The 24,358-nt window shown below is 70.6% G+C and carries 25 protein-coding genes; 12 read left to right on the top strand and 13 right to left on the bottom strand.

Annotated features, from left to right (window positions below):
- Nucleotides 1-2 precede the first annotated feature (2 nt).
- The 4 genes from EDD92_RS30645 to EDD92_RS30635 all read right to left on the bottom strand — a co-directional run bounded on the left by EDD92_RS30645 (nt 3) and on the right by EDD92_RS30635 (nt 4,676).
- Complete coding sequence (locus EDD92_RS30645) at nt 3-1,721, bottom strand: ABC transporter substrate-binding protein (protein WP_123967323.1); 1,719 nt, start codon at nt 1,719-1,721, stop codon at nt 3-5.
- 185 nt (nt 1,722-1,906) lie between these two features.
- Nucleotides 1,907-1,999 carry an Ms4533A family Cys-rich leader peptide gene (locus EDD92_RS52170; RefSeq protein WP_311736786.1) on the bottom strand — a complete coding sequence of 31 codons (93 nt, stop codon included), beginning with the start codon at nt 1,997-1,999 and terminating at the stop codon, nt 1,907-1,909.
- Between the two features lie 56 nt (nt 2,000-2,055).
- A complete protein-coding gene (locus tag EDD92_RS30640) occupies nt 2,056-3,597 on the bottom strand; it encodes a DUF3152 domain-containing protein (RefSeq protein WP_123967322.1) in 1,542 nt (513 codons plus the stop codon).
- A gap of 8 nt (nt 3,598-3,605) precedes the next feature.
- The gene (locus EDD92_RS30635; RefSeq protein WP_123967321.1) at nt 3,606-4,676 is read right to left on the bottom strand and encodes an alpha/beta fold hydrolase; all 1,071 of its coding nucleotides are present in this window, start codon (nt 4,674-4,676) and stop codon (nt 3,606-3,608) included.
- Nucleotides 4,677-4,850: 174 nt separating this feature from the next.
- Here EDD92_RS30635 and EDD92_RS30630 point away from each other — a divergent pair, with 174 nt between their 5' ends.
- From EDD92_RS30630 to EDD92_RS30615, 4 genes are all read left to right on the top strand, one after another.
- A complete protein-coding gene (locus tag EDD92_RS30630) occupies nt 4,851-5,075 on the top strand; it encodes a hypothetical protein (RefSeq protein ID WP_123967320.1) in 225 nt (74 codons plus the stop codon).
- A 205-nt stretch (nt 5,076-5,280) separates the two neighbouring features.
- Nucleotides 5,281-5,925 (top strand): TetR/AcrR family transcriptional regulator, encoded by a 645-nt coding sequence (locus tag EDD92_RS30625; protein WP_030929214.1) that lies wholly within the window; start codon nt 5,281-5,283, stop codon nt 5,923-5,925.
- Between the two features lie 152 nt (nt 5,926-6,077).
- Nucleotides 6,078-6,305: a DUF3107 domain-containing protein gene (locus EDD92_RS30620; protein WP_030929216.1), complete on the top strand. Its 228-nt coding sequence runs from the start codon at nt 6,078-6,080 to the stop codon at nt 6,303-6,305.
- 193 nt (nt 6,306-6,498) lie between these two features.
- Nucleotides 6,499-6,768 (top strand): hypothetical protein, encoded by a 270-nt coding sequence (locus EDD92_RS30615; protein ID WP_185124458.1) that lies wholly within the window; start codon nt 6,499-6,501, stop codon nt 6,766-6,768.
- Nucleotides 6,769-6,825: 57 nt separating this feature from the next.
- On the opposite strand, the gene EDD92_RS30610 is transcribed toward EDD92_RS30615, so the two are convergent.
- The gene (locus EDD92_RS30610) at nt 6,826-7,563 is read right to left on the bottom strand and encodes a ferritin-like fold-containing protein (RefSeq protein ID WP_185124171.1); all 738 of its coding nucleotides are present in this window, start codon (nt 7,561-7,563) and stop codon (nt 6,826-6,828) included.
- A 471-nt stretch (nt 7,564-8,034) separates the two neighbouring features.
- On the opposite strand from EDD92_RS30610, the gene EDD92_RS30600 reads away from it, so the two are divergent.
- Nucleotides 8,035-10,869: a DEAD/DEAH box helicase gene (locus EDD92_RS30600; protein ID WP_123967316.1), complete on the top strand. Its 2,835-nt coding sequence runs from the start codon at nt 8,035-8,037 to the stop codon at nt 10,867-10,869.
- Between the two features lie 146 nt (nt 10,870-11,015).
- Nucleotides 11,016-11,906 (top strand): alpha/beta fold hydrolase, encoded by an 891-nt coding sequence (locus EDD92_RS30595; RefSeq protein WP_123967315.1) that lies wholly within the window; start codon nt 11,016-11,018, stop codon nt 11,904-11,906.
- A gap of 9 nt (nt 11,907-11,915) precedes the next feature.
- Here EDD92_RS30595 and EDD92_RS30590 read toward each other — a convergent pair whose 3' ends face one another.
- Entirely contained in the window at nt 11,916-12,809 is an 894-nt protein-coding gene (locus tag EDD92_RS30590; RefSeq protein ID WP_123967314.1) for an NYN domain-containing protein, read from the bottom strand.
- A 179-nt stretch (nt 12,810-12,988) separates the two neighbouring features.
- Here EDD92_RS30590 and EDD92_RS50025 point away from each other — a divergent pair, with 179 nt between their 5' ends.
- The gene (locus EDD92_RS50025) at nt 12,989-13,141 is read left to right on the top strand and encodes a hypothetical protein (protein WP_185124170.1); all 153 of its coding nucleotides are present in this window, start codon (nt 12,989-12,991) and stop codon (nt 13,139-13,141) included.
- A gap of 89 nt (nt 13,142-13,230) precedes the next feature.
- Here the strand turns inward: EDD92_RS50025 and EDD92_RS30585 are convergent, their stop codons facing one another.
- From EDD92_RS30585 to EDD92_RS30570, 4 genes are all read right to left on the bottom strand, one after another.
- A complete protein-coding gene (locus EDD92_RS30585) occupies nt 13,231-13,836 on the bottom strand; it encodes a MarC family protein (RefSeq protein WP_030929230.1) in 606 nt (201 codons plus the stop codon).
- A 63-nt stretch (nt 13,837-13,899) separates the two neighbouring features.
- The gene (locus EDD92_RS30580; protein WP_123967313.1) at nt 13,900-14,757 is read right to left on the bottom strand and encodes a PHP domain-containing protein; all 858 of its coding nucleotides are present in this window, start codon (nt 14,755-14,757) and stop codon (nt 13,900-13,902) included.
- Between the two features lie 220 nt (nt 14,758-14,977).
- Complete coding sequence (locus tag EDD92_RS30575) at nt 14,978-15,619, bottom strand: DUF6758 family protein (RefSeq protein WP_123967312.1); 642 nt, start codon at nt 15,617-15,619, stop codon at nt 14,978-14,980.
- Nucleotides 15,620-15,783: 164 nt separating this feature from the next.
- Nucleotides 15,784-16,380, bottom strand: a complete 597-nt coding sequence (locus tag EDD92_RS30570; protein ID WP_123967311.1) for a suppressor of fused domain protein — start codon at nt 16,378-16,380, stop codon at nt 15,784-15,786.
- 451 nt (nt 16,381-16,831) lie between these two features.
- Between EDD92_RS30570 and EDD92_RS30565 the strand changes: the two genes are divergently transcribed.
- Complete coding sequence (locus EDD92_RS30565) at nt 16,832-17,950, top strand: magnesium and cobalt transport protein CorA (protein ID WP_123967310.1); 1,119 nt, start codon at nt 16,832-16,834, stop codon at nt 17,948-17,950.
- Nucleotides 17,951-17,972: 22 nt separating this feature from the next.
- Nucleotides 17,973-18,485 carry a hypothetical protein gene (locus EDD92_RS30560; protein WP_123967309.1) on the top strand — a complete coding sequence of 171 codons (513 nt, stop codon included), beginning with the start codon at nt 17,973-17,975 and terminating at the stop codon, nt 18,483-18,485.
- A gap of 154 nt (nt 18,486-18,639) precedes the next feature.
- Here EDD92_RS30560 and EDD92_RS30555 read toward each other — a convergent pair whose 3' ends face one another.
- Nucleotides 18,640-19,383, bottom strand: a complete 744-nt coding sequence (locus EDD92_RS30555; protein WP_123967308.1) for a hypothetical protein — start codon at nt 19,381-19,383, stop codon at nt 18,640-18,642.
- 279 nt (nt 19,384-19,662) lie between these two features.
- Here EDD92_RS30555 and EDD92_RS30550 point away from each other — a divergent pair, with 279 nt between their 5' ends.
- From EDD92_RS30550 to EDD92_RS30540, 3 genes are read left to right on the top strand one after another with little or no spacing between them, the layout of a single operon-like run.
- Entirely contained in the window at nt 19,663-20,952 is a 1,290-nt protein-coding gene (locus EDD92_RS30550; protein ID WP_123967307.1) for a magnesium transporter MgtE N-terminal domain-containing protein, read from the top strand.
- Nucleotides 20,942-21,535 carry a DUF1003 domain-containing protein gene (locus EDD92_RS30545; RefSeq protein WP_123967306.1) on the top strand — a complete coding sequence of 198 codons (594 nt, stop codon included), beginning with the start codon at nt 20,942-20,944 and terminating at the stop codon, nt 21,533-21,535. The genes EDD92_RS30550 and EDD92_RS30545 overlap by 11 nt, the downstream gene beginning before the upstream one ends.
- A gap of 43 nt (nt 21,536-21,578) precedes the next feature.
- Nucleotides 21,579-22,712 (top strand): Mrp/NBP35 family ATP-binding protein, encoded by a 1,134-nt coding sequence (locus EDD92_RS30540; protein WP_099931150.1) that lies wholly within the window; start codon nt 21,579-21,581, stop codon nt 22,710-22,712.
- A 67-nt stretch (nt 22,713-22,779) separates the two neighbouring features.
- Here EDD92_RS30540 and EDD92_RS30535 read toward each other — a convergent pair whose 3' ends face one another.
- Entirely contained in the window at nt 22,780-23,451 is a 672-nt protein-coding gene (locus EDD92_RS30535; RefSeq protein WP_123967305.1) for a hypothetical protein, read from the bottom strand.
- 249 nt (nt 23,452-23,700) lie between these two features.
- Nucleotides 23,701-24,165, bottom strand: coding sequence for a sec-independent translocase (locus EDD92_RS30530; RefSeq protein WP_123967304.1), 465 nt, complete (start codon nt 24,163-24,165; stop codon nt 23,701-23,703).
- Between the last annotated feature and the right edge of the window lie 193 nt (nt 24,166-24,358).

Here is a 24,358-nt window from a genome sequence, read left to right as displayed (position 1 = left end):
CGCTACTTCACCGCGACCTGCGAGATGTCCAGCACACCGGTCCAGTCGCTGATCACGACGTTCCTGATGTCCTTGCCGACCAGGCGCTTGTAGACGGGGTGGAACAGCGGCACGGTCAGGGCCTGCTCGCCGATCTTCTTGTCCAGTGCACCCCACCTCTTGGCGGCAGCGTCAAGATCGGTCAACTTGTTGATCGCGTCAATCTCGGCATTGACCGACTTGTCATTGAGCAGGCCCGTGTTGAAGTTCGCGCCGTCCTTGACGATCTGGCGGCCGTCGAAGATCGGGGCCAGGAAGGGACCGCCGGAGGGCCAGTCGGCACCCCAGTGAGTGAGGAAGAACCCGGGCTCGGTCTTCACGTTGTGGATCTTGTCGGAGTAGTCGTTGTCCTCCAGACCCTGCAGCTTGACCGTGATCCCGGCCTTCTTCAGCGCGTCCTGGACGGCGGTCGCGACCTCGGGGCTGGTCTCGAAGTTCTTGGCGTTGGAGTGCGTCAGCGTGACGGTGAGCCCGTTCTTGTAACCGGCCTGTGCCAGCAGCTCCTTGGCCTTCGCCGCATTGCCCGTCTGGCCCGCCGGGAAGAGGTCGTACGGCGTGTAGCCGAAGGACTTCTGGTTCGGCAGGTACGTGGTCGCGGCCTCGGCGAGCGCGGACCCGCCGGCCGCATTGATCACGGACGACCGGTCGACGGCGTACGAGATCGCCTGCCGCACCTTGACGTTGTTGAACGGCTTGACGGTCGGGTTGAACGCTATGTAGTCCGTCTGGCCGAAGTGGCCGGTGCCGACGCGCGAGGCGAGCTCCTTGTCGCCCGTCACCTTGGCGAGCTCGGCCGGACCGAGGTTGGTGTCCACCGTGACGGAGGTCGCGTCCGCACCCTGAGACGCGGACAGCCGCTGGTTGATCACGGACGAGTCGAGGCCCGACTTCACATCGACCTTGTCCGGGTAGGCCTTGCGCTCGGCGTCCGTCGCGGTCGACCAGTACGTGTTGCGCTCAAGGACGATGTGCTCGCCGTTGTTCTCGTTCTTCACGACCTTGTACGGGCCGGACGAGACCGGGTGCTCCGCGTACTTCGTGCCCGTGTCCTTGGCCTTCGGGACGGGCGTGAACTGCGTCTGCGTGGCCAGGTACGGGAACTCGCCCTCGGGCTTGTTCAGGTGGAAGACGATGGTTTGGGCATCCGGCGTCTCGATCGCCGACAGGCCCTTCTTGTCCTTGTACGGCCCCTGGTAGTCGGCCGCGCCGACCAGCCAGTCCCTCAAGTAGGGGGCGCCGCCGGACAGTTCGGGCGCGAAGGAGCGCTCGATGCCGTACTTGATGTCGGCGGAGGTGATCCCGGTGCCGTCCTCGTACTTGAGGCCTTTCTTCAGGGTGTACGTCCACACGGTCGCGTCCTTGTTGGGACGCCCGGTGTCGGTGGCGAGGTCCGGGACGACCTTGGCGCCGGCCGCGCCGTTCTCGCGGTTGCGGGTGGTGAGCGTACGGAAGACCAGGGACGGGACGTTGCCGCCGCCGGAGGTGTACAGGCGGGCGGGGTCGAAGTTCTCTGTCGGGCCGGCGTTGAGCACCGTCAGGGTGCCGCCCTTGTGGGGCGTGGAGTCGCCACCGGAGCCCTTGGCATCGTTGTCCTTCGGCCCGCAGGCGGCGGCGCCCGCTGCCAGAACCAGGCCTACGGATGCCGCGGCCACGCGGCGCGCTCTGACGGACGGTTGACGCATCGGAATGACGACCTCTCGGAGTGGTTCGGGCCCTGATGAACCGGAATGAGCCCGAATGGTGAGACGGATGGACGAGGAGTGAGACGAAAGTGAACAGACCTCTGCCCGGGCGTCAGGTCGTCGAAAACCGTGACCGAGTCACGGAAGAGGAAAAAGATCGCGACGCGAACGCCTGAGGGCGAGCGTCAGCGACAGTGGATGTCGGCCACGCAGAGCGGGGTCACGCCGATGAGCGCCAGCTCGATGGCGGCGCGGTCGGAGGCGTGGGGGGTCGACATGCCCAGAAATATGTACGAACTTTCTGCGCATGTCAACGTGACCCATGAGGCGCCTGTCAACTCCCGGGATACGGCCAGGGGTTGGGCAGACAGTGGATCCCGTCGTGGTCGAGGAACTTGGTCTGCTGCTGCATGACCGGCGCGAGCTGGCCGTTCTTGCTGCAGGTGACGTGGCTGTAGCCGAGCCGGTGACCGACCTCGTGGTTGATCAGCATCTGCCGGTAGGCGTGAATTTGATCACCGTATGTCTTCGATCCCTGCGCCCATCTGTACGCGTTGATCATCACGCGCTCGGTGGCGGCCGAGTCGCACGAGACGTTGTCCTCAGTCGTGTCGAGTCCGGACTTCGCGCACCATTTCGCGGTCGTCCCGGGGCTGGCGAGCGTGATCACGAAGTCGGGCTTGCCGGTGTAGATGCGCTCGAAGGTGCGGGCGCCGTTGTGGGCCCAGCTCCGGTCGTCGTTGAGGGTCTTCTGCACGGCCTGGGCGAAGAGTGCGCCGTCGAGCCCCAGCCCCTGCTCCACGTCCACGCGGTAGGTGTACTTCTGTCCCGTGCCCGGCGCCTTGTCGAACCCCGGAACCGCGTCGAACTTCCCCGGCCCCTTGAGCGTGGCGCCGAGCGGGTACTTCTCCCCCATCGCCTGCGCGTACGTCAGCGTCGCCAGGCTGGGCGACGAGGACGGCGACGGCTCCGAGTCCCGGGCGTCCCGCGCCTGGTCGGTGGCCGACCGCGTCCCTACGCCGGTGGCCTCGCGTCCGTTCGTGACCTGGCCGGCGACGACGACGGCCAGCACGGTGGTGACGGCGGCGGCCGCGATACCGGTGAACGTCCGCCCCTTGCTGCCCTTGGCCTGCGCGGGCACGCCGGTCGGCGGCGCGTCGTCGTCGGTCTCGGAGGGCACCCCGACGCCGGTGCCGGGGTCCCGGTCGGTGACGGAGGCATACGGGTCCGAGGAGTGCGCCGAGGCCCCGGTGCGGGGCGCGAAGACGTCGTCGTCCTCGTCGAAGGCCTCGAGGTAGTCCTGCCGCGGCCCACCGGGCGGCGCCTGCCGCTGCCGCGGTATGGCGACACCGGGCCCGGCGCCGCCCGGCCCCCTCAACTCGCCCCAGCCACCACCGGCTTCACGCTGCTCGGGGTGACCGCTGCGGACCTGGGGGGTGCCGTGCGCGGGCGTGCCGTCGGAGAACCGCGGCGTCCCATGGGCAGGCGTGCCGTCCGGCAGTCGCGGCATCCCGCGCGCAGGCGTGCCGTCAGGAAATCGCGGCACCCCGCGCGCAGGCGTGCCATCGGGAAACTGCGGCACCCCATGCGCAGGCGTGCCGTCAGGCAGTCGCGGCATCCCATGGGCGGGCCTGCCGTCCGGAAAACGCGGCACGCCGCGCGCGGGCGTGCCGTCCGCCGTCCCCGGCGGCCCGTACATCGGAGCCCGCTGCTGCCCGCCCGACGGCCCGGGCACCCGACGGCCCCGCGCCCCGCCCTGCTGCACCCCCGGAACGGACCCGGGCCCAGCGGTCGGCCGGCCGCCCTGCCCTGCACCTGTGTCACCGGTGTCACCCTTCGCGGCGGCGGCGCCCCCGCGGCGGCTGTGGCGTCCCACGTCGGCCCTCAGCTCCCCGCGCTCTCGGCGGCGGCCTCGCCGTCGTCGACGAGCGGGCCACCTCCGTCGGGGGTGGCCGGGCCTGCGACGGAAGCCGGTTTCCCGGCCGGGAAGCCGCCGACCAACTCTCCTGCCTCGCCGAGGAGTTCGCAGAACGCGCGAGCCACCGTGTCGGGGTACTCCATCATCGCCACGTGCCCCGCGTCCGGCAGGGTGAGCAGACGGGAGTCACGGAAGGCCCGGGCCGCCCGCTGGGCCATGCGGAAGCCGACGAGCTGGTCCCGGCCGCCGTAGACGAGCAGGGTCGGGGCGAGGACGCGCTCGGCCTGGCGCCACAGGCCGTGCTGACCGCCCAGCGTGTAGGCGTTCACCACCCCGCGCGCGGAGCGCGTCAACGCGTCCCAGAAGTACGGCAGTTGGAGGCGCCGCTCCATCTCCTCGACCGCGTTGCGGAAACCTTCCGGCGTCACCCGCCCGGGGTCGCCGTAGCAGAGCGCCATGACCCCGCGGACCCGCTCCTCCGCAGACCACTCCTTGGTGAACCGGGTGAAGAGTGCGGTGACCCCGGGCAGCGCCAGCAGGGCCGTGGGAACCGCGGTTCGCTGAACGCGGATCTCCGGCAGCGCCGGCGACACCAGTGTGAGCGTCCGTACGAGGTCGGGCCGCAGCGCCGCTACGCGGGTGGTGACGGCACCGCCGAGCGAGTTGCCGAAGAGGTGCACGGGCCCGCGGCCGGCCGCGTCGAGAAAACGGATGACCGCGCGCGCGTGCCCGGTCACCGAGTAGTCGCCGTCGTCCGGCGGCGGCGAGTCGCCGAAGCCCGGCAGGTCGATGGCCTCGCCGTCGACGACGCCCTCCAGCTGCTGCATCAGCGCCGACCAGTTCTGCGAGGAACCGCCGAGCCCGTGGACGTACAGCGCGGGCGGCAGTCCCTCACGGGCCGGTGGTCTCGACCGCACCGACAGCGTGATCCCAGGCAGCCCGACGGACCTGAGCTGCTCACCGTCCGCGACCCTGACGGGCGCCACCTTCGGGAGCGCAGTGGTCGCCGGCACGGAGGGCAGCTCGGTCGAAGACATGCGGCAATGTTACGAGACGATCACGCAGTGACTCATGTGTTCGCCTGTGTTCGCGGTCACAGATCGCATGCACACCGCATAGCGTCCGGATCGCGTGTCTCCTACGCTCGTAAAGAGGGCACCCGCTGTGGCCCCTGCTTCTTCCAGGGACATTCGTAGGAAGGGAGCCCAACCATGGCCGTAGACCCCACCGATCCCGAGACGTTCGAGGACGAGGACACGCAGGAAGCCCAGGAGATCGACGTCGAGGCCCCCGAGAACGACGCCGCGGAACAGTACGCGGACCTCACACCGGACCGCGACGACCCTCTCGAGGACGTGGACCCGGCCCGCGCGAACGAGGCCGACCTCGTCGAGCAGCGCCGCGTCGTCTCCATCGACGAGGACGACTACCGCTGACAAGCGCTTGCGGGGCGCCGGAGGGTGCCGCTGAGCTGGAACGGGGTGACCCGCTGCCCGCTTCGGCCTGTTTTGAAACCCTCTGTACGGCTTTCGCCACCGTCCGGTCCGTGAAATTCTGCGCTCGCACCGCGCACGACAGGGTTACCGAAAAGTACGATGGCCGCGCGGCGCACACCGCATGTGGACGATTTTGGGAGGCGGCGTGACAGCCATCGAGCAGACAGAGGCGGCACGCCCGCGGGGCACGCGCCTGCCGCGCCGTGCCCGACGGAACCAGTTGCTGGGCGCCGCACAGGAAGTCTTTGTGGCGCAGGGGTACCACGCGGCCGCGATGGACGACATCGCGGAGCGGGCCGGCGTCAGCAAGCCGGTGCTCTACCAGCACTTCCCGGGCAAGCTCGACCTGTACCTCGCACTGCTGGACCAGCACTGCGAGTCGCTGATCGGGGCGGTACGCGGGGCACTCGCCTCGACCACCGACAACAAGCAGCGCGTGCGGGCGACGATGGACGCCTACTTCGCGTACGTCGAGGACGACGGCGGCGCCTTCCGCCTGGTCTTCGAGTCGGACCTGACGAACGAGCCCGCGGTGCGCGAGCGCGTCGACAAGGTCACGAACGAGTGCGCGGAAGCCATCCGCGACGTGATCGCCGAGGACACCGGCCTCTCGCCCGCGGAGGCGATGCTGCTGGCCTCGGGTCTCGGCGGCCTCGCCCAGGTGGTGGCCCGGTCCTGGTTGCACAGCGACCGCAGCGTGCCGCGCGACCAGGCGGTGCAGCTGCTGACGTCGCTCGCCTGGCGCGGTATCGCGGGCTTCCCGCTGCACGGCACCGAACAGCCCCACTGACCCGCACGCGCGCGTGCAGGTCGTTTGTTCCCGCCCGCTGTTCGCTCCTGGCGTGCAGGCGCGGAGGGTGTACGTCCCCTCACCGGGCTAATGTGTGCTGGGTACGGCGCGTAAAGGTCGCGCACTTCACTGACCGTCGGAGGGACATAGCCGTGGAGGTCAAGATCGGCGTGCAGCACGCGCCCCGCGAGATCGTTCTGGAGAGCGGTCAGAGCGCCGAGGAGGTCGAGCGGGTCGTGGCCGAGGCACTGGCCGGGAAGTCGCAGCTGCTGACCCTCGTGGACGAGCACGGCCGCAAGGTCCTCGTCCCGGCCGAGCGCCTCGCCTACGTCGAGCTCGGCGAGCCGGCCCCGCGCAAGGTGGGTTTCGGAGCGCTGTAGGCGCACAACAGCACAGCAGAAGAGGGGCCCGGCGACCGATGGTCGCCGGGCCCCTCTCGCTGCACCCCGAGATGTTTTTTTCTCCACAACCGGAGCACAAGTCACGCACAGGGGAGGATTGCATTCCGCAGGTCACGGGTATGACGGGCTACGACCGTGATGGGCAGTGTGGCCGTGTGGGAGGGACTCCATGATGTTGTTCGAAGCGCTCGGCTCCGCACTTCTCGGTCTCGTGCTGGCAGGGGCGGCGATCCACCGCCTGTCCGACCGTCTGCCCACCCGTTCGCTGGTGCTCGCGACCGGTGTCGCCGGAGCCCTCTTCGGCGCCTTCGTCACCCACAGCGCGCTGGACCCGGGCAACTTCCTGCTGATCCTGCTCGGCGCGGCGATCGTCTCCGCGGCCTCTCTGTCGCTGCTGGTGCGCCCGGCCGGGAGACTCCGCCGGCGATCAGCGCCGGCGTAATCCCGACCGGGACGACCAGGACGACCAGGACGACCAGGACGACCAGGGAAGCGAGAGCTAGGCGGCAAGCCCCAGGGCGGCCATCCGCTTGGTGTGGGCCTCGGTGATCCGCGAGAACATCCGGCCGACCTCGGCGAGGTCGAAGCCGTCCGCGACGCCGCCGACGAGCATCGTCGACAGCGCGTCGCGGTCCGCGACCACCCGCTGGGACTGCGACAGGGCCTCGCCCATGAGACGCCGGGCCCACAGCGCGAGACGACCGCCCACGCGCGGGTCGGCGTCGATCGCGGCGCGCACCTTCTCCACGGCGAAGCCCGCGTGCCCGGTGTCGTCCAGCACGGCCAGCACCAGTTCACGCGAGTCCGCGTCGAGCCGTGCGGCGACCTCGCGGTAGAAGTCGCTGGCGATCGAGTCGCCGACGTAGGCCTTCACGAGCCCTTCCAGCCAGTCCGAGGGCGCCGTCTGCTTGTGGAAGCCGTCCAGCGCGGCGACGAACGGCTCCATCGCGCGCGTGGGCTCCTCGCCGATCTCCGTGAGCCGGTCGCGCAGCCGCTCGAAGTGGTGGAATTCCGCCGACGCCATCTTGGCCAGTTCCGCCTTGTCCGCCAGCGTCGGGGCCAGCTTGGCGTCCTCCGCGAGCCGCTCGAACGCCGCGAGTTCGCCGTACGCGAGGGCACCGAGGAGGTCGACGACCGCTGCCCGGTACTGGGGGTCCGCGGAGGCCCGGGCCCAGTCCTGGGCGGCCACTCCGGTCTGCTCGGCGGGTGCGTCAGAGGTGTTGTCAGGCGTCGTCATGAAGCGCACAATAGTCCGCTTGCCGAGTCCTGGAAGTCCCTGGTCAATCAGTGTGATGACGGCTACGTGACCAAATCGGCCATCGCATGTGCGGGATTCCGGGGTATGGTGGTAATGCGCCTGCCGACTACTCGACGGGCCGCACGTATGAGGATGCCCGGTCGGTGGCCCGATCGGCTCCGACCCGACAGCCCTCCATATCCGTACGGCACATTGCGTACGGCATCCGGAGGGACATCCCTCAGCGGTACGAGCGCTAGAGCGTCGGCAGAGGTCCCGTGCCCTACGGCAAGCCCGTAAGGCAGCCGACGTCCCCGGCACGGTCCGTCAAAGACCCCCGCGCTCGCCTCGCACCGCGCACACAGAAGAGGCAGCACCCTGACTACCACGTTCAGAGATCTCGGCATCCTTCCCGAGACCGCCGAGGCCCTCGAGGCCGTCGGCATCATCACCCCCTTCCCCATCCAGGAGATGACCCTCCCCGTCGCCCTCTCCGGCACGGACGTCATCGGCCAGGCCAAGACCGGCACCGGCAAGACGCTGGGCTTCGGTCTCCCGCTCCTCGAGCGCGTCACCGTCCCCGCGGACGTGGAGGCGGGCCGCGCGAAGCCCGAGGACCTCACCGACACCCCGCAGGCGCTCGTCGTCGTCCCCACCCGCGAGCTGTGCACGCAGGTCACCAACGACCTGCTGACCGCGGGCAAGGTGCGCAACGTACGCGTTCTCGCCATCTACGGCGGCCGGGCCTACGAGCCCCAGGTCGAGGCCCTCAAGCAGGGCGTCGACGTCGTCGTGGGCACCCCGGGCCGGCTCCTCGACCTCGCGGGCCAGAAGAAGCTCAACCTCAAGCACGTCAAGGCCCTTGTCCTCGACGAGGCCGACGAGATGCTCGACCTGGGCTTCCTGCCCGACGTCGAGAAGATCATCAACCTGCTGCCGGCCCGCCGCCAGACGATGCTGTTCTCGGCGACCATGCCGGGCGCGGTCATCGGTCTCGCGCGCCGCTACATGTCGCAGCCCACGCACATCCGCGCCACCGCGCCGGACGACGAGGGCAAGACGGTCGCGAACACCCAGCAGCACGTGTACCGCGCGCACAACATGGACAAGCCCGAGCTGGTCGCGCGCATACTGCAGGCCGAAGGCCGGGGACTGGTCATGGTCTTCTGCCGTACGAAGCGCACCGCGGCCGACCTCGCCGACCAGCTCAAGCAGCGCGGATTCGCAGCCGGCGCCGTCCACGGCGACCTCGGCCAGGGCGCCCGCGAGCAGGCGCTGCGCGCGTTCCGCAACGGCAAGGTCGACGTCCTCGTCTGCACCGACGTCGCCGCCCGCGGCATCGACGTCGAGGGCGTGACGCACGTCATCAACTACCAGTCTCCCGAAGAGGAGAAGACGTACCTGCACCGCATCGGCCGCACGGGCCGCGCGGGTGCCAAGGGCATCGCGATCACGCTCGTCGACTGGGACGACATCCCGCGCTGGCAGCTGATCAACAAGGCGCTGGAGCTCAAGTTCAACGACCCGCCGGAGACGTACTCCACGTCCCCGCACCTCTTCGAGGAACTGAACATCCCCGCGGGCACCAAGGGTGTTCTGCCGCGTGCCGAGCGCACGCGCGCCGGGCTCGACGCGGAGGAGCTCGAGGACCTGGGCGAGACCGGCGGCCGCGGTGCACGCGGTCGTGGCGGTCGCCCCGAGCGGGGTGGCCGGGGCGAGTCCCGGTCCACCGAGCGCGAGCGCACGGAGCGTACGCCGCGTCGCCGCCGCCGTACCCGCGGCGGGGCGCAGTTGGACGCAACGGCCGCTCCGGCGGCCTCGACGGCGGTCTCGCCGTCCGAGGAGACCGCCGGTCCCCGCACCCCGCGGCGTCGCCGCCGCACCCGTAATGGTTCGGCATCGGAGCCGGTGACGGCCACGGTCACGGCACCCGAGGCCGCGGAAGCCGCCGTCACGACGGCGGAGGGCCCCGCCCTGGACGCCCCCGAGACCCCGTCGCAGCCGCGCCGCCGCCGCACCCGCAAGTCGGCGGAGAGCACGACGCCCGCGGAGGCGCTCGCCGCTGAGGCTCCGGCGACAGAGGAAGCCCCGCCGGCCACGGAGCCCGAGGCCCCCGCCGCCACCCCGCGCCGCCGGACACGCAAGACGACGGCTGCCGCGGAGAGCGCGGTCGACACCGCCGAGGCCACCGAGGCCAAGCCCCGCACCCGGACCCGCAAGGCGACGGCTGCAGCGGCGACTGCGGTCGACACCGCCGAGTCGGCCCCGGAGCCGACGGAGACCGCACCGCGCCGCCGTACACGCAAGGCGACGGTTGCCGCGGAGCCGACGGTCGACACGGCCGAGGCCACGGAAGCCAAGCCCCGCCGCACCCGCAAGACGGCTGCCGCAGCTGAAACCGCCGTCGACACCACCGAAGCAACCGAGTCCAAGCCCCGCACCCGGACCCGCAAGACCGCGGCCGCCGCCGAGGCCACGGCCGAGACGGCCGAGGCCAAGCCCCGCCGCACCCGCAAGACGGCTGCCGCAGCTGAAACCGCCGTCGACACCGCCGAAGCAACCGAGGCCAAGCCCCGCACCCGGACCCGCAAGGCCACGGCCGCCGCGGAGTCCACGGTCGACACCGCCGAGGCCACCGAGGCCAAGCCCCGCCGCACCCGCAAGACCGCGGCTGCCGCAGAGGCCGTCGCCGATGCGGTCGAGGTGAAGCCTCGCCGTACCCGCAAGGTCGCCGCTGTGGCCGAGATCCCGGCGCAGGCCGCCGAGGAGTCCGAGGCCAAGCCGCGCACACGGAAGGCGGCGGCTGCGGCGGAGGCCGTGGTCGACACCGTCGAGGGCACGGAAGCCAAGCCGCGCCGTACGCGCAAGACGGCCGCCGCCGCGGAAACCACCGAGGCAGCGCCCCGTCGGCGTACCCGCAAGGTCGCCGAGTCCTCCGACGCCGCCCCGGCGCCGGAGGTGGCGAACCCGCGTCGCACGCGCAAGGCGACGGCCGCGGTCGACACGGCGGAGGGCACGGAGGCCAAGCCGCGCACCCGCAAGACGGCCGCCGCGGAGCCCGCCGAGGAGGCGAAGCCCCGTACGCAGAAGGCTGCGACCGCCGAAGCCACCGAGGCCAAGCCGCGCCGCACCCGCAAGGCCACCGCCGTCGCCGAGATCCCGGCGCAGGCCGCCGAGGAGCCCGAGGCCAAGCCGCGCACCCGCGCCCGCAAGGCCGCGGCACCCGCCGAGGCCGCTGCCGATGCGAAGCCCAGGGCGCGTCGCACGCGGAAGGCCACGGCCGCCGCGGAGCCCGCGGAGAGCTGACTCGCTCACCCGACGGCCCGGTCCCCCACCCACAGGTGGGAGGCCGGGCCGTCGGCGTTACGGCGCCGGCGTGCGTGCCCTCTCCGGTCACTCCGGATGCCCCGGCCCGTCCCCCTCCCCGACACCGAGCCGGATAACCTCACCCCATGAGCAGGCCCCCGACCTTCATCCCGCCCCCCGGCGCCCGCGCGTACTCGCTGCGCACCGCGCGCGGAGAGTTCGCCGTCGTCGACGCGCCCGTGGCGGACGGCGTCGCCGCCAAGGGAACCGCGCTGCTGCTGCCCGGCTTCACCGGCAGCAAGGAGGACTACAACCCGCTGCACGAGCCACTCGCGGCACGCGGTTACCGGACCGTCGCGGTGGACGGACGGGGGCAGTACGAGTCCGACGGCCCCGAGGCCGACGAATCGGCCTACGCCCAGGGCGAGTTGGCGCGGGACGTGCTCGCCCAGGCCGCCGCACTCGGCACCCCGGTGCACCTCGTCGGCCACTCCCTCGGCGGGCAGATCGCACGAGCCGCGGTCCTGCTGGACCACGCCCCCTTCCTCTCCCTCACCCTCATGGCCTCCGGTCCCGCCCAGATCTCCGGCTCCCAGCAGCAGCGCGTCAAGCTGCTCCGCGACGCGCTCGCCGTGATGAGCATGGCCGAGGTGTGGGAGACGATCCAGGCCATGGAGCCGCCGGAGGAGACCGACACCGGCGAGTCCGGGGAACTGGACGGCGGCCTCGACGACCAGGACGACCTGCGCCGCCGCTGGCTCGGCAACAAGCCGGCCCAGCTCATCGCGACGGGCCGCCAGTTGTGTGTCGAACCGGACCGCGTGGCCGAGCTGGCCGCCCTACCGCTGCCCTTCCATGTCCTGTCGGGTTCCCGCGACGACACCTGGCCGGTGCCCCTGCTCGACGACATGGCGCAGCGCCTGCGCGCGCACCGCACCGTCGTCCAGGGCGCCGAACACTCCCCCAACACCGACCGTCCCCTCGACACGGCCCGCGCCTTCGCCGACTTCTGGGACCGCACGCAGGCCCGCCCGTAGGCGCCGCCGCTAGTACTGCGCCTGCAGGTGCTCCCAGAACCCGTCCCGCAGCGCGCGCCGCAGGTCCGCCTGGCCGCGCAGGGAGTACTGCAGCAGGCCCTCCGCCTCCACCAGCAGGTCCTGGTCCACCGAGCCCGGCAGGTAGGGGTGACCGGGCAGCAGTTCCGCCAGGGAGTCGCGCCCCCGCGCGGCCAGCCACTTCGCGGCGATCTGCGCGCCGACGAAGCGGACGTCCTCACGGCCGGGCCGGGCGGCGGTGGCCTCGTAGGCGGCCGCGGTGCGCCGGGAGACGTACGGCTTGAAGAAGTCGAGGTCGAGGGTGCGCTGGCTGTCGACCTCCCAGAGCAGGGGCTCCGCCTGGTTGCGCCCCTCGGGGGCCTCGATGCCCCACAGGTGGACGCGCGCCCCGTACCCCTGCGCCGCCTCGACCGCCGACACCAGGTCCTCGTCGCCGCCGAGCAGCGCCGCGTCGCTGATCGCCCGGTGTCTGGCCAGTGACTCCAGGTCCGACCTGATCAGCGAATCGACGCCCTTCTGCTGGTTGTTGGCGTTCAGGTTGCCCAGCCGGACCTTCACATCCGGCAGTTCGGCGATGGACTGCTGCTCGGCGGTGTGGATGCGGCGTCGCGCGCCGTCGTACCAGTAGACGCGGAGCAGCCGGCTGTCCGCGAAGATCGTGCGGGCCCGGTCGATGAGCGCCTCGATCAGGCCCTCGGCGTCCAGGTCGAAGGCGCGACGGTCCTCCGTCCCCGCCACCAGCCGGCCCGCAGCCGCATACAGGTACCCCGCGTCGACGAAGATCGCATGGGTCGAGGGTGTCTTCGCCACCTCGGCGAGCATGCGCTGCAGCAGCTCGTTCGTGCGGTCGATGCGGGCGCTGAGGGCCGCTGGGTCGTCGTTCATCGCCTCCATTGTCCCGGCGGTCACGCTGCGAACACAACTGGTCCCGGTCGGTCTCCCGGGCAGTGCCTTACCAGCTAGTAGTTAGCCGTTCGAAAAATTTCTTTAGCGTAGGGAATGTTTGTAACACGCAAGCCGTTGACTACTACGTACACAGCGAGACGAAGACGAAGGGAGAGGCCGTGCGCTTCGAAATCATGCGACTCGACGAGGTCAACGGCACGACCGTGGACAGCAAGGTCGTGGACGCCGCCTCCGTCAACCGGATCGTTCAGCAGGCCGCCGCCATCGGGCAGCGCCTCTGGATCCGGCCGGCCGAGGAATCGGCCGCGTAACCGACGCGGATCACCGCAGCAGCTTCAGAGCCCCCGTACGGCATCGACGCCGTACGGGGGCTCTGCACATACCCGGCACGCTGCGGGGCTCAGGCGCCCTTGATCACTTGCGTGATGCCGTTGATGATCTGCTGCACGGCGATCGCGGAGAGCATCATGCCCGCGAGCCGCGTCACCAGGACCACGCCCCCGTCCTTGATGACCCGGATGATCAGCAGCGAATACCGCATCACCAGCCACAGCACGACATGGATGGCGAGGATCGCCATCCACACCGACATCTGCGTGGCGACGCTGTCGGCCTTCTGCACGGCGAGGATGACGGACACGATGGCGCCGGGGCCGGCCAGCAGCGGCATGCCAAGCGGTACGAGCGCCACGTTGACGTCCTTGGTCTGCTTCGGCTCGTCGGTCTTGCCGGTCAGCAGGTCGAGGGCGATGAGCAGGAGCAGCAGCCCGCCCGCGATCATCAGCGCGGGCACGGAGACATGCAGGTAGTTGAGGATCTGGTGCCCCAGCAGCCCGAAGACGGTGATCACCCCGCCCGCCACGCACACGGCCTGGAAGGCCATCCGCTTCTGCACCTTGCCGGGGCGCCCGGCGGTCAGCGCGAGAAAGATCGGGGTGATCCCGGGGGGATCCATGATGACAAAAAGGGTCAGGAACAGGGAGCCGAAGACGGCGACGTCGAACATGGGTGAGCTACACGCCTTGCAGGAAAAGGTGACGGACGGGAACGGGGGGTGCGGAGGGGTTCCTCAGGCTCCGCCGGTTCCCGGCACCGGGAAAGCCCCGGTCGCCCGCCGGGTGATCTCCCCGTACACCTCGGGATCCGTGACGTACTCGCCAAGGACGCAGGTCTTCCGGCTGCCGTGGTAGTCGCTGGACCCCGTGGTCAGCAGCCCCAGCTCCTTGGCCAGCCCCCGCAGCCGCGCCCTGGTCTCCTCGTCATGGTCCATGTGATCGACCTCGATGCCGTCGAGCCCGGCGGCGGCCATCTCGGCGATCGCGGACTCCGGCACCGTGCGGCCGCGCTTGCTGGCGCCCGGGTGCGCGAAGACGGTGACCCCGCCCGCGGCCTTGACCAGCCGGATCGCCTCGAAGGGATCCGTCTCGTGCTTCTCGACGAAGGCCCTACCGCCGTCGGCCAGCCAGTCCTCGGTGAAGGCGTCGCTCACGGTCGGTACGACGCCGAGCTCGACGAGCGCGGTCGCGACATGCGGCCGCCCGACGGAACCGCCCCCGGCGATCCGCTCGACCTGCTCCCAGGTGACCGGCACGCCCAGCCCGTTCAGCCTGGCGACCATGCCCTTGGCCCGCGGCACCCGGTCGTCCCGCACCAGCTCGCGCTCGGCGAGCAGTGCCGGCTCCTCGGGATCGAAGAGGTAGGCGAGCATGTGCATGGAGACACCGTCGACACGACAGGACAGCTCGGCACCGGTGACGAGCGTGAGCCCCGCCGGCACCGCGGCGATCGCCTCGGCATACCCACGAGTGGTGTCGTGATCGGTCAGCGCAACGACGTCCAGCCCGGCCGCGGCAGCATTCCGCACCAGCTCGGCCGGGGTGTCCGTACCGTCGGAAGCAGTGGAGTGAGCGTGCAGATCGATACGCACTACGCGGACTCCAAGCGGTGACGGCAGGAAAGGGAACGCTCAAGGATAACCGGCTTTTCAAGGCCCCCTGTCACACCCGCACCCGCCGAGCACCCCCTACCAACACTGCCGGTCGAAGGGGCGCGGGGCTGTATCGATCTGCGGCTCCGCCGCGTGGGCGCGATCAGCCCCCACACAACCCGCACACGCCACACAACCCCGCACCCCACCCCGGTGGGCGCTACGGCTCAAGCAAGCGCGGCGACAACGCCCCGCACGGCACCAGCTCGACCTCAGCCCCGGCATCCCGCAAATCCGTCAGCACCAGCTCGTCGTACATCAGCAACCCCGACTGCTCGGGCCACACGACCGCCCACAGCCACAGCCCACGCGCCTCGCCCGCGAACACCGCCCGGTCGTCGGGGCTGCCGGCGACATGCCAGAGCGGCGTGGGCCGGCCACCGGCCAGCACCTTCGCCTGAGGGGGCTTCTCGACGTTCATGTACGGCCCCGGGTCCGGGCCGTCGATCCCCGCATACCGCGCACCGAGCCCGACACCGAGCTCCTCGGCGACCAGGATCAGCTCCCCTATCCCGCCGAGCGGCCCCGGACCCGAGCAGGCCACCGCGGTGGCGCGACCGCCATGGCGGTCGTCACCCGCGCAGCCCACGCCCGTGAACAGCCAGCCGATCGGCAGCGGCCACGGCATCCACACCGGCACCTGCGTGCGATGCACCACGACACTGAGGGCCTCGACGCTGGGCGGGATCACGGGCTGCAGCGGATGCACGGTGCCGTGCACGTCGCACTGCCAGGTGTCGGAGAAGAGGCCGGGAGCCCTGACCCGGCCACCACACTTCGGGCAACTGGGTTCGCCCCTCATAGGGCCCCACGGTCCTACCCTCGCTCCGCCACGTCAAGGACGATCACCCGTCCGGACGGAACCCTTCACCGGAACCCTCACCACCGGAACGGGATGCGCGGGGTCACGGCCTTTGCCAACTGACCCGTTCCGGCCGTGTGTTGGTGAGCTTGCTCACTCGCCGGTCAGTCCAGTGGGACGGACATGCGGGACGGGTCCCTCAGGTCCGTGCCGTTCGTCAGCCAGCGCTCCTGGAGGGCCTGGGCGCCGTGCACGCGCTTCCAGGCGGCCTCGTTCGGCGTCATGGGGAGCAGGGGCAGGAAGCGGACCGGATCGAGGGGCTCGTCGAGATCGAGGTCCTCGACCAGGCCGCCCGGCTCGGCGACCAGGACGGAGCTGAACGGGGCGCCGGGCCACAGGGGTCCGCCGACGTCGAGCGAGGCGCCCGGGGCCACGATCACGCCCTCGACCTGCGGGGACGCGGCGAGTACGGCGAGCGGGCGCAGCGCCTTGTCGGTGTCGGCGAGGCCGCCGCGCACCGAGAGGACCAGCTCCGCGCGCGGGCCCTTGACCGGGTCGGCGAGCACCGCGGTGGGGTCGCTCATCGGCTGCGCGGACATGCCGAGCGTGGCGTAGCGGACGATGGCCCCGTCCCCCGAGTCGTCCCGGAAACGCAGCACCTCGATGCGGTCCGTACCCAGGAACGTGACCGCCGCGCGCGCGTCCGGTTCACCCAGCGCGCTGCGCAACCGGGCCTCGACCAGAGGGAGAACATCAACCATGCGGCGAGCATAGAACTCGTCAGCACCGGGCAAAGCGGCGCCTTGACAGTTTGGGCGGCTGATACTCTGGCCCGGTCGTTCGGGCAGCACGCAGATGCGTCGCGATCGAGTCCCGACGCCGATTGAGACTCCCTTACGAGGGACCGGCCGGAGGAGGTGGGGCTGTCATGGATCGAAGTCACCCGTGCAGTACCACTCGCTCTTCCCGCCGCTGATACAGCTGATCCGGCTCCGGCTGACCGCCGCCTTTCACGCTCACGTCTTCATGCGGAAGAGCACTTCGTTTTGCCTGATCTGTCTGATCTGAATCAGTAACGAAGCTCGCCACCGCGATGGTGCGGTGCTCCCCGCTTTGTGGACGTGCCAAACACCCGAAGTCAGGACGTCCCCATTCCGGGCAGTTCCATCCGTCGTCGGCGCCCTTGCGTTGCCAGTCACGAAGGAGCCAGCCATGTCGATGATCCGTGACCTCCGCGCCGCGGTCCGGCCGTCCCGCATCTCCCTGCGCAAGGACACCGGCGTGTACGACACGACGCGCGACCCCTCGACGCCGTCCGCGGTCGTCGACTGCGCCGTCTACCGCGACGGGGCCCGCGTCGACACCGGCAAGCCGATGACCCCGCACGAGGCGATGCGCCTGGTGCGCCGCGACGGCGGCTTCGTGTGGATCGGGATGCACGAGCCGACCGAGGCCGAGTTCGCCGGGATCGCCCGCGAGTTCGGACTGCACCCGCTGGCCGTCGAGGACGCCGTCCAAGCCCACCAGCGGCCCAAGCTGGAGCGGTACGACGACTCCCTGTTCACCGTCTTCAAGACCATCCACTACGTCGAGCACGACCAGCTCACCGCCAACAGCGAGGTCGTGGAGACCGGCGAGGTCATGTGCTTCACCGGGCGGGACTTCTTCATCACCGTCCGGCACGGCGGCCAGGGCTCGCTGCGGGCGCTGCGGCACCGGCTGCAGGACGACCCCGAGCTGCTCGCCAAGGGCCCCTCGGCGGTGCTGCACGCGATCGCCGACCACGTCGTCGACGGCTATGTCGCGGTCGCCGACGCCGTCCAGGACGACATCGACGAGGTGGAGACCGAGGTGTTCTCACCGGGGCGGCGGGGCGGTGTCTCGCGCGGTGTGGACTCGGCGCGGATCTACCAGCTCAAGCGTGAGGTGCTGGAGTTCAAGCGGGCCGTGTCGCCGCTGCTGCGCCCCATGCAGCTGCTGAGCGAGCGGCCGATGCGGCTGATCGACCCCGACATCCAGAAGTACTTCCGGGACGTCGCCGACCACCTCGCCCGCGTCCAGGAGCAGGTCATCGGCTTCGACGAGTTGCTCAACTCGATCCTCCAGGCCAACCTCGCGCAGGCGTCCGTCGCGCAGAACGAGGACATGCGGAAGATCACCGCCTGGGCCGCGATCATCGCCGTACCGACCATGGTGTGCGGGGTGTACGGCATGAACTTCAAGTACATGCCGGAGCTGCACTGGAAGTACGGCTACCCGGTGATCATGATGCTCACCGGGGTCATCTGCCTGGGCATCCACCGCACGCTGAAGCGGAACGGCTGGCTGTGAGGCGCCTCGATAGGCTGGGCTCATGACAAGCGAGCTGCTCGACCAGGCCCTCGTCGAGGAGGCCACCAAGAAGTCCGGCCTCATCTGGGTCAGGGGCCCGGGTTCTGCGGCCCGTGCGCTGTGGCACGTATGGCACGAGGGTGCCGCGTGCGTCGTCGGCGACGGGCCGGGCGAGCAGCCGCTGCCGGGGCTTGCCGACGGTGGCGGCGCCGAGGTGACGGTACGCAGCAAGGACAAGGGCGGGCGGCTGGTGTCCTGGCCGGCGAAGGTCGTGGAGCTGACGCCGGGTTCCGAGGAGTGGGAGGCGGCTGCCGCCGAGCTCAAGGGGAAGCGGCTCAACGCCCCCGACGGTGAGGCGATGACGGGCCGTTGGGCCCGGGAGTGCCGGGTGCTGCGGCTGGAGCCTGCGGGTGCCTCGGCCCCTCTGCCCGACGGCAGCCTGGCGGAGGCGCCTTTGCCGTCGCCGGCCACCACTCGTCAGCCGATCCCTGCGGGGTTGCCGCGGCTGCTTTTCCGGAAGCGCCGGCGCGGGTGAGCTGCCGCTCGTAGTGCCGCGCTCGGCTGTTTGTCGTCTGCGGCGCCGTCGTGGCTTGTCGCGCCCACGCGGCGGAGCCGCATATCAGACACAGCCCCGCGCCCCTTCAGGGGCGCTACCGCACCGCAGCGGTTTCGCCCCACTGCTCAGCGGGTCACGACGTCGGCAGCTTCTTGCCGTAGTCGACCGTCTCGTTCTTCTTCGGCTCGGTCAGGGCGAAGTCCTTGCCCCAGGAGGAGAAGGTCAGGGTGCCGGCGCCGCCTGCGCGTTCCAGGCGGAGGGGGTACGGGGTGCCCTCCAGGGAGACGTCCAGTGTGCCGCCGGAGCCCCCGTCGCCGGTGATGCGGATGGTGCGGGTGCCCGCCTGCTCGTGGTGGCCGTCCGTGGCGAGTGCGCCGTGCAGGGTGAGCAGGCCGTCGAGGAGGACATCCTTGTCCGTGAACCCGCTGAACTTCTTGTACGAGGGGTCACCCTGCGGCACCTTCACGTACTTGCCGTCGAGCGCGCCCCCGGCCGACGCGTCCTTGTTGCCGTCCGCGTGGTTCCAGAACTCCGCGCCGGCCTTCAGATACAGCTGCTCACCGATCCGCAGCAGCCCGAAGGCCACCCCCTTCGAGGTGACCGAGCCGCTGCCGCCGCCGGACTTCAGGCGCATGTCGAGGGTGTACGTCCGCCCGTTGGTGACCACGGTTCCGGAGAGCCGTACCGCCTCGGCGGATTCGGCGGCCGCCCTGGTCCTCGACTGGATCTTGTCGGCCGGCAGCTTGCCGACCCCGTTGGTGCCCGCGTCGGGGTCCTCGCTGCATCCCGCAAGCAGCCCCGTCCCCGTCACCACCAGCGCGCACACCGCGCTCACCAGCGAGGTCCGACGGGTTCGGCCCAGGGCAATCGCAGTCACAGGTGGGGCTGCCTTTCAGTCGAGGGACGCGGGGCCCTGTCGCCACTTTCCCGTCGTCCGCCCGCAGGGCAGGCGGGAATGCGGCGACAGGGCGCCCGCAGCGTACGGCAGAGTAACGGGTGCCGTTCGGGCCGAGCGGAGCCGGTCCGTCCGGACCTCCCACCAGGGCGGATCCGATCGGTACGGGCTAGCCTGAAGCCCATCCGAGCGGGCAATTCGGTAAAGATGCACAGCAGCGACACGCAGTACTGGACACCCGTACGAAAAGGAGGCGCAGCCATGGCAGCCGGCGCGCCCCGGATCTTCGTCTCGCACCTCGCCGGCGTCGCGGCCTTCGACCCCAACGGCGACCAGGTGGGCCGCGTGCGCGATCTTGTCGTGATGCTGCGCGTAGGGCGACGGCCCCCGCGGGTGCTCGGGCTGGTCGTCGAACTGCCCAGCCGGCGCCGCATCTTCCTGCCCATGACCCGGATCACCAGCATCGAGTCCGGCCAGGTCATCACCACCGGCGTGCTCAACGTCCGCCGCTTCGAGCAACGCCCCACCGAGCGCCTCGTGTTCGGCGAACTCCTCGACCGGCGCGTCACGCTCGCCGAGACCGGCGAGCAGGTCACCGTCCTCGACGTGTCGGTGCACCACCTCCCGGCCCGCCGGGACTGGGAGGTCGACCGTGTCTTCGTCCGCAAGGGCAGGAAGGGCAGCGCCTTCCGGCGGGCCAAGGGCGAGACCCTGACCGTCGAGTGGTCCGCCGTCACCGGCTTCTCCCTGGAGGAGCACGGGCAGGGCGCCGAGAGCCTTCTCGCCACCTTCGAGCAGCTGCGCCCCGCCGACCTGGCGAACGTCCTGCACCACCTCTCCGCCAAGCGGCGCGCCGAGGTCGCCGCCGCCCTCGACGACGACCGCCTGGCCGACGTACTCGAAGAGCTCCCCGAGGACGACCAGATCGAGATCCTCGGCAAGCTGAAGGAGGAGCGCGCCGCCGACGTCCTGGAGGCCATGGACCCGGACGACGCCGCCGACCTGCTGGCCGAGCTGCCGGAGGAGGACAAGGAGCGGCTGCTGACGCTGATGCAGCCCGCCGAGGCGGCGGACGTGCGTCGGCTCATGGCGTACGAGGAGAAGACGGCCGGCGGGCTCATGACCACCGAGCCGATCGTGCTGCGGCCCGACGCGACCGTCGCGGACGCCCTCGCGCGCGTGCGCAACCGCGACCTGTCGCCCGCCCTCGCCGCGCAGGTGTATGTCTGCCGCCCGCCCGACGAGACGCCGACCGGCAAGTACCTCGGCACGGTCCACTTCCAGCGGCTGCTGCGCGACCCGCCGTACACGCTGGTCAGCTCGATCATCGACGACGATCTGCAGCCCCTCGACCCCGACGCCGCGCTGCCCCTGGTGGCAGGGTTCTTCGCGGCGTACGACATGGTCGCGGCGCCCGTCGTCGACGAGGCCGGGTCGTTGCTCGGCGCGGTGACCGTGGACGACGTACTGGACCACATGCTGCCCGAGGACTGGCGGGAGACCGAGTTCCACCTCGAGGACGACGAGGGGGCTGCCCCCCATGCCTCCTGAGCGCGAGACCGGGCGCGAGCGCACCCCGGCGGGTGCGACGGCGACCACGCGCACGCGTCCCCGCCTCGACCAGCCGCGGCCGCCGCGCCGCCGGATCCTGCCGGAGTGGGACCCGGAGGCCTTCGGGCGGCTCTCGGAGCGCATCGCGCGCTTCCTGGGCACCGGGCGGTTCATCGTCTGGATGACGGTCGTCATCATCGCGTGGGTGATGTGGAACGTCTTCGCACCGCACGACCTGCGCTTCGACAACTACCCGTTCATCTTCCTGACCCTGATGCTGTCGCTCCAGGCCTCCTACGCGGCCCCGCTCATCCTGCTCGCGCAGAACCGGCAGGACGACCGGGACCGGGTCAACCTCGAACAGGACCGCAAGCAGAACGAGCGCTCGATCGCCGACACCGAGTATCTGACCCGTGAGATCGCCGCCCTGCGCATCGGCCTCGGCGAGGTGGCGACCCGCGACTGGATCCGCTCCGAGCTGCAGGACCTGGTCAAGGAGCTGGAGGGACGGCAGGACGGTCACCACGAACATGCCGTATTCCCGGCAGAACGGTCGCGCGGACGTGACGTAGACGACCGGTGACGGGCTTTCCGGCGCCCGGCTACCGAGCCGTACCATCGTTCCTATGGCTAGCGAAGACGCGGTGCGCGAGGCACTGGCGACGGTGAACGACCCCGAGATCAACCGGCCCATCACCGAGCTCGGGATGGTGAAGTCGGTGGAGATCGGCGCTGACGGAGCGGTCGCGGTCACCGTGTACCTGACGGTCTCCGGCTGCCCGATGCGCGAGACGATCACCCAGCGCGTGACCGAGGCGGTCTCCCGGGTCGACGGCGTCACCCGCGTCGACGTCACCCTCGACGTCATGAGTGACGAGCAGCGCAAGGAGCTGGCGGCCGCCCTGCGCGGCGGCACGGCCGAGCGCGAGGTCCCCTTCGCCAAGCCGGGCTCGCTGACCCGCGTGTACGCGGTCGCGTCCGGCAAGGGCGGCGTCGGCAAGTCCTCGGTGACGGTGAACCTGGCGGCGGCGATGGCCGCCGACGGCCTCAAGGTGGGCGTCGTCGACGCCGACATCTACGGCCACTCGGTGCCGCGCATGCTCGGTGCGGACGGGCGTCCCACCCAGGTCGAGAACATGATCATGCCTCCTTCGGCCAACGGCGTGAAGGTCATCTCCATCGGCATGTTCACGCCGGGCAACGCCCCGGTGGTCTGGCGCGGTCCGATGCTCCACCGCGCGCTGCAGCAGTTCCTGGCGGACGTGTACTGGGGTGACCTGGACGTCCTGCTCCTCGACCTCCCGCCGGGCACGGGCGACATCGCCATCTCGGTCGCCCAGCTGGTCCCGAACGCCGAGATCCTGGTCGTGACGACCCCGCAGCAGGCGGCCGCCGAGGTCGCCGAGCGGGCCGGCTCCATCGCCGTGCAGACCCACCAGAAGATCGTCGGTGTGGTCGAGAACATGTCGGGCCTGCCCTGCCCGCACTGCGGCGAGATGGTCGACGTCTTCGGCACGGGCGGCGGCCAGACGGTCGCCGACGGCCTCACCCGCACGACCGGCGCGACCGTCCCGGTCCTCGGCGCCATCCCGATCGACGTCCGCCTCCGCGAGGGCGGCGACGAGGGCAAGCCGGTGGTCCTTACCGACCCCGACTCCCCGGCGGGCGCGGCCCTGCGCGGCATCGCGGGCAAGCTGGGCGGCCGCCAGCGCGGCCTTTCGGGGCTGTCGCTGGGGATCACGCCGAAGAACAAGTTCTAGTTCTAGGGCTTCTACGGCAGAGGGGGCGCTGTCCTGGTGGACAGCGCCCCCTCTGCCGTATCCCTGACTAGGCGTACGTGCTGATGTCCTTGATCATGGCGAAGCCCAGGCCGTAGGCGCTCATGCCTCTCCCGTATGCCCCCACGTGCACCCCTTGCTGCGTGGAACCCGCGAGGACCCAGCCGAACTCGGACTCGCGGTAGTGGAACGGCGTCGGGACACCGTCCACCGGCAGGGACAGCGTCGACCAGTCCGGACCGGCCAGGTCGTCCGCGAGGGCCCAGGCCGTCTCGGTCTGCTGCTCCAGCCAGTCGTCACGCAGGGAGTGGTCCATCTGCCCCGGCCAGGTGAAGGACAGCAGCCCCACACCCGCGAGCCAGGCCGCCGAGGACACCGAGGTGGCCTCCAGGAGCCCCGTGCCGTCCGCGCTGCGCCGCACGGGGTTGGCCGCGACCGTGACCACGACCGCGAACTTCTCCTTGGGCTCGCCGGCCGTCCCGACCGCGTACTCGTTCTTCACGGAGGGCTCGTCGCCGTGCCCGATCGAACCGTGTTCGACAGCTTCTTCGGCCGCCGTCCCGACCTGCATCAGCCAGCGCGGGCCCGTGAAGGCCTCGTCGAGGCCGTACCACGGGAAGGGCGCCAGCAGGTAGCCGTCGACCGTGCGCCGGGCGGAGGGCAGCTGTTCTTCGCCCTCCGCGGCCGGCGCCTGCGCGACTGCCTGACTCGTCGTCTCCATGTGCCCGGACGCCTCCTCGCTCTCGTCGGACCGGAGCGGCCCGCCCCCCTTCGGGCGGCGTTACTCCTCGAAGTACGGTCCGCACAACAACTCGGCAGCATAGCCACCCCACTCAGGACAGCACGGAAACCGTCCGGCGCGTGGGTCGCACCGAGGGCGGGTTCAGGCCGTGCGGAGGCGCCGTGGACTATGAAACGCGTCACGTACGGCGCAGGGGATCAGCCGGGGCGTACGGCTGAGAACAGGCTCTCAGGTGGCGTCCGCGTCGAACGGCGGGCGGTCGTCCTCCTCGGGCTTCTTCGTCATGTCGACACGGCCGCCGGTGGAACCGGAGGACGAAGAGGTCGAGGAGGACGAGGAGGCAGAGGGGGAGGAGGGGGAGGAGGGCGCGTCGGTGCCGTGGACGGCGTCCGTGACCTCGGCCATCTCCTTCTTCAGGTCGAAGCCGTTGCGGATCTCCTTGAGCCCCAGTTCGTCGTTGTCCAGCTGCTTGCGGATGAACGTCTTCGGGTTGAGGTCCTCGAACTCGAAGTCCTTGAACTCCGGGCCAAGCTCGCTGCGGATGTCCTGCTTGGCGCTCTCCGAGAACTCACGGATCTTGCGGATCGTCCGTGTGACGTCCTGGATGAACTTCGGGAGCTTTTCCGGACCGAAGACGAGCACGGCAAGGACAACGAGCGTCACCAGCTCGAGCGGTCCTATGTCATTGAACACCTGAAGCTCCTTGCGATGTCCTCGGTCCTCGGCCCTCGGTGGTCTGTGCGGGTCTTCCGTGGTCCGGGCCGGATCCACGGTACCCGGCGATCCCGTACGACCGGTACTGTCCCGAGGTTTCCGAGTGCGTCTTCCTGCGCGGTTTTGGGGGATGTTTGCCTTGTGGGGCTGTGCTTGGGGTCGTACCTGTGAG

The sequence above is a fragment of the Streptomyces sp. TLI_185 genome (genome assembly GCF_003814765.1).
GTDB lineage: Bacteria > Actinomycetota > Actinomycetes > Streptomycetales > Streptomycetaceae > Streptomyces.
This window is presented reverse-complemented; position numbering and strand designations above follow the sequence as displayed.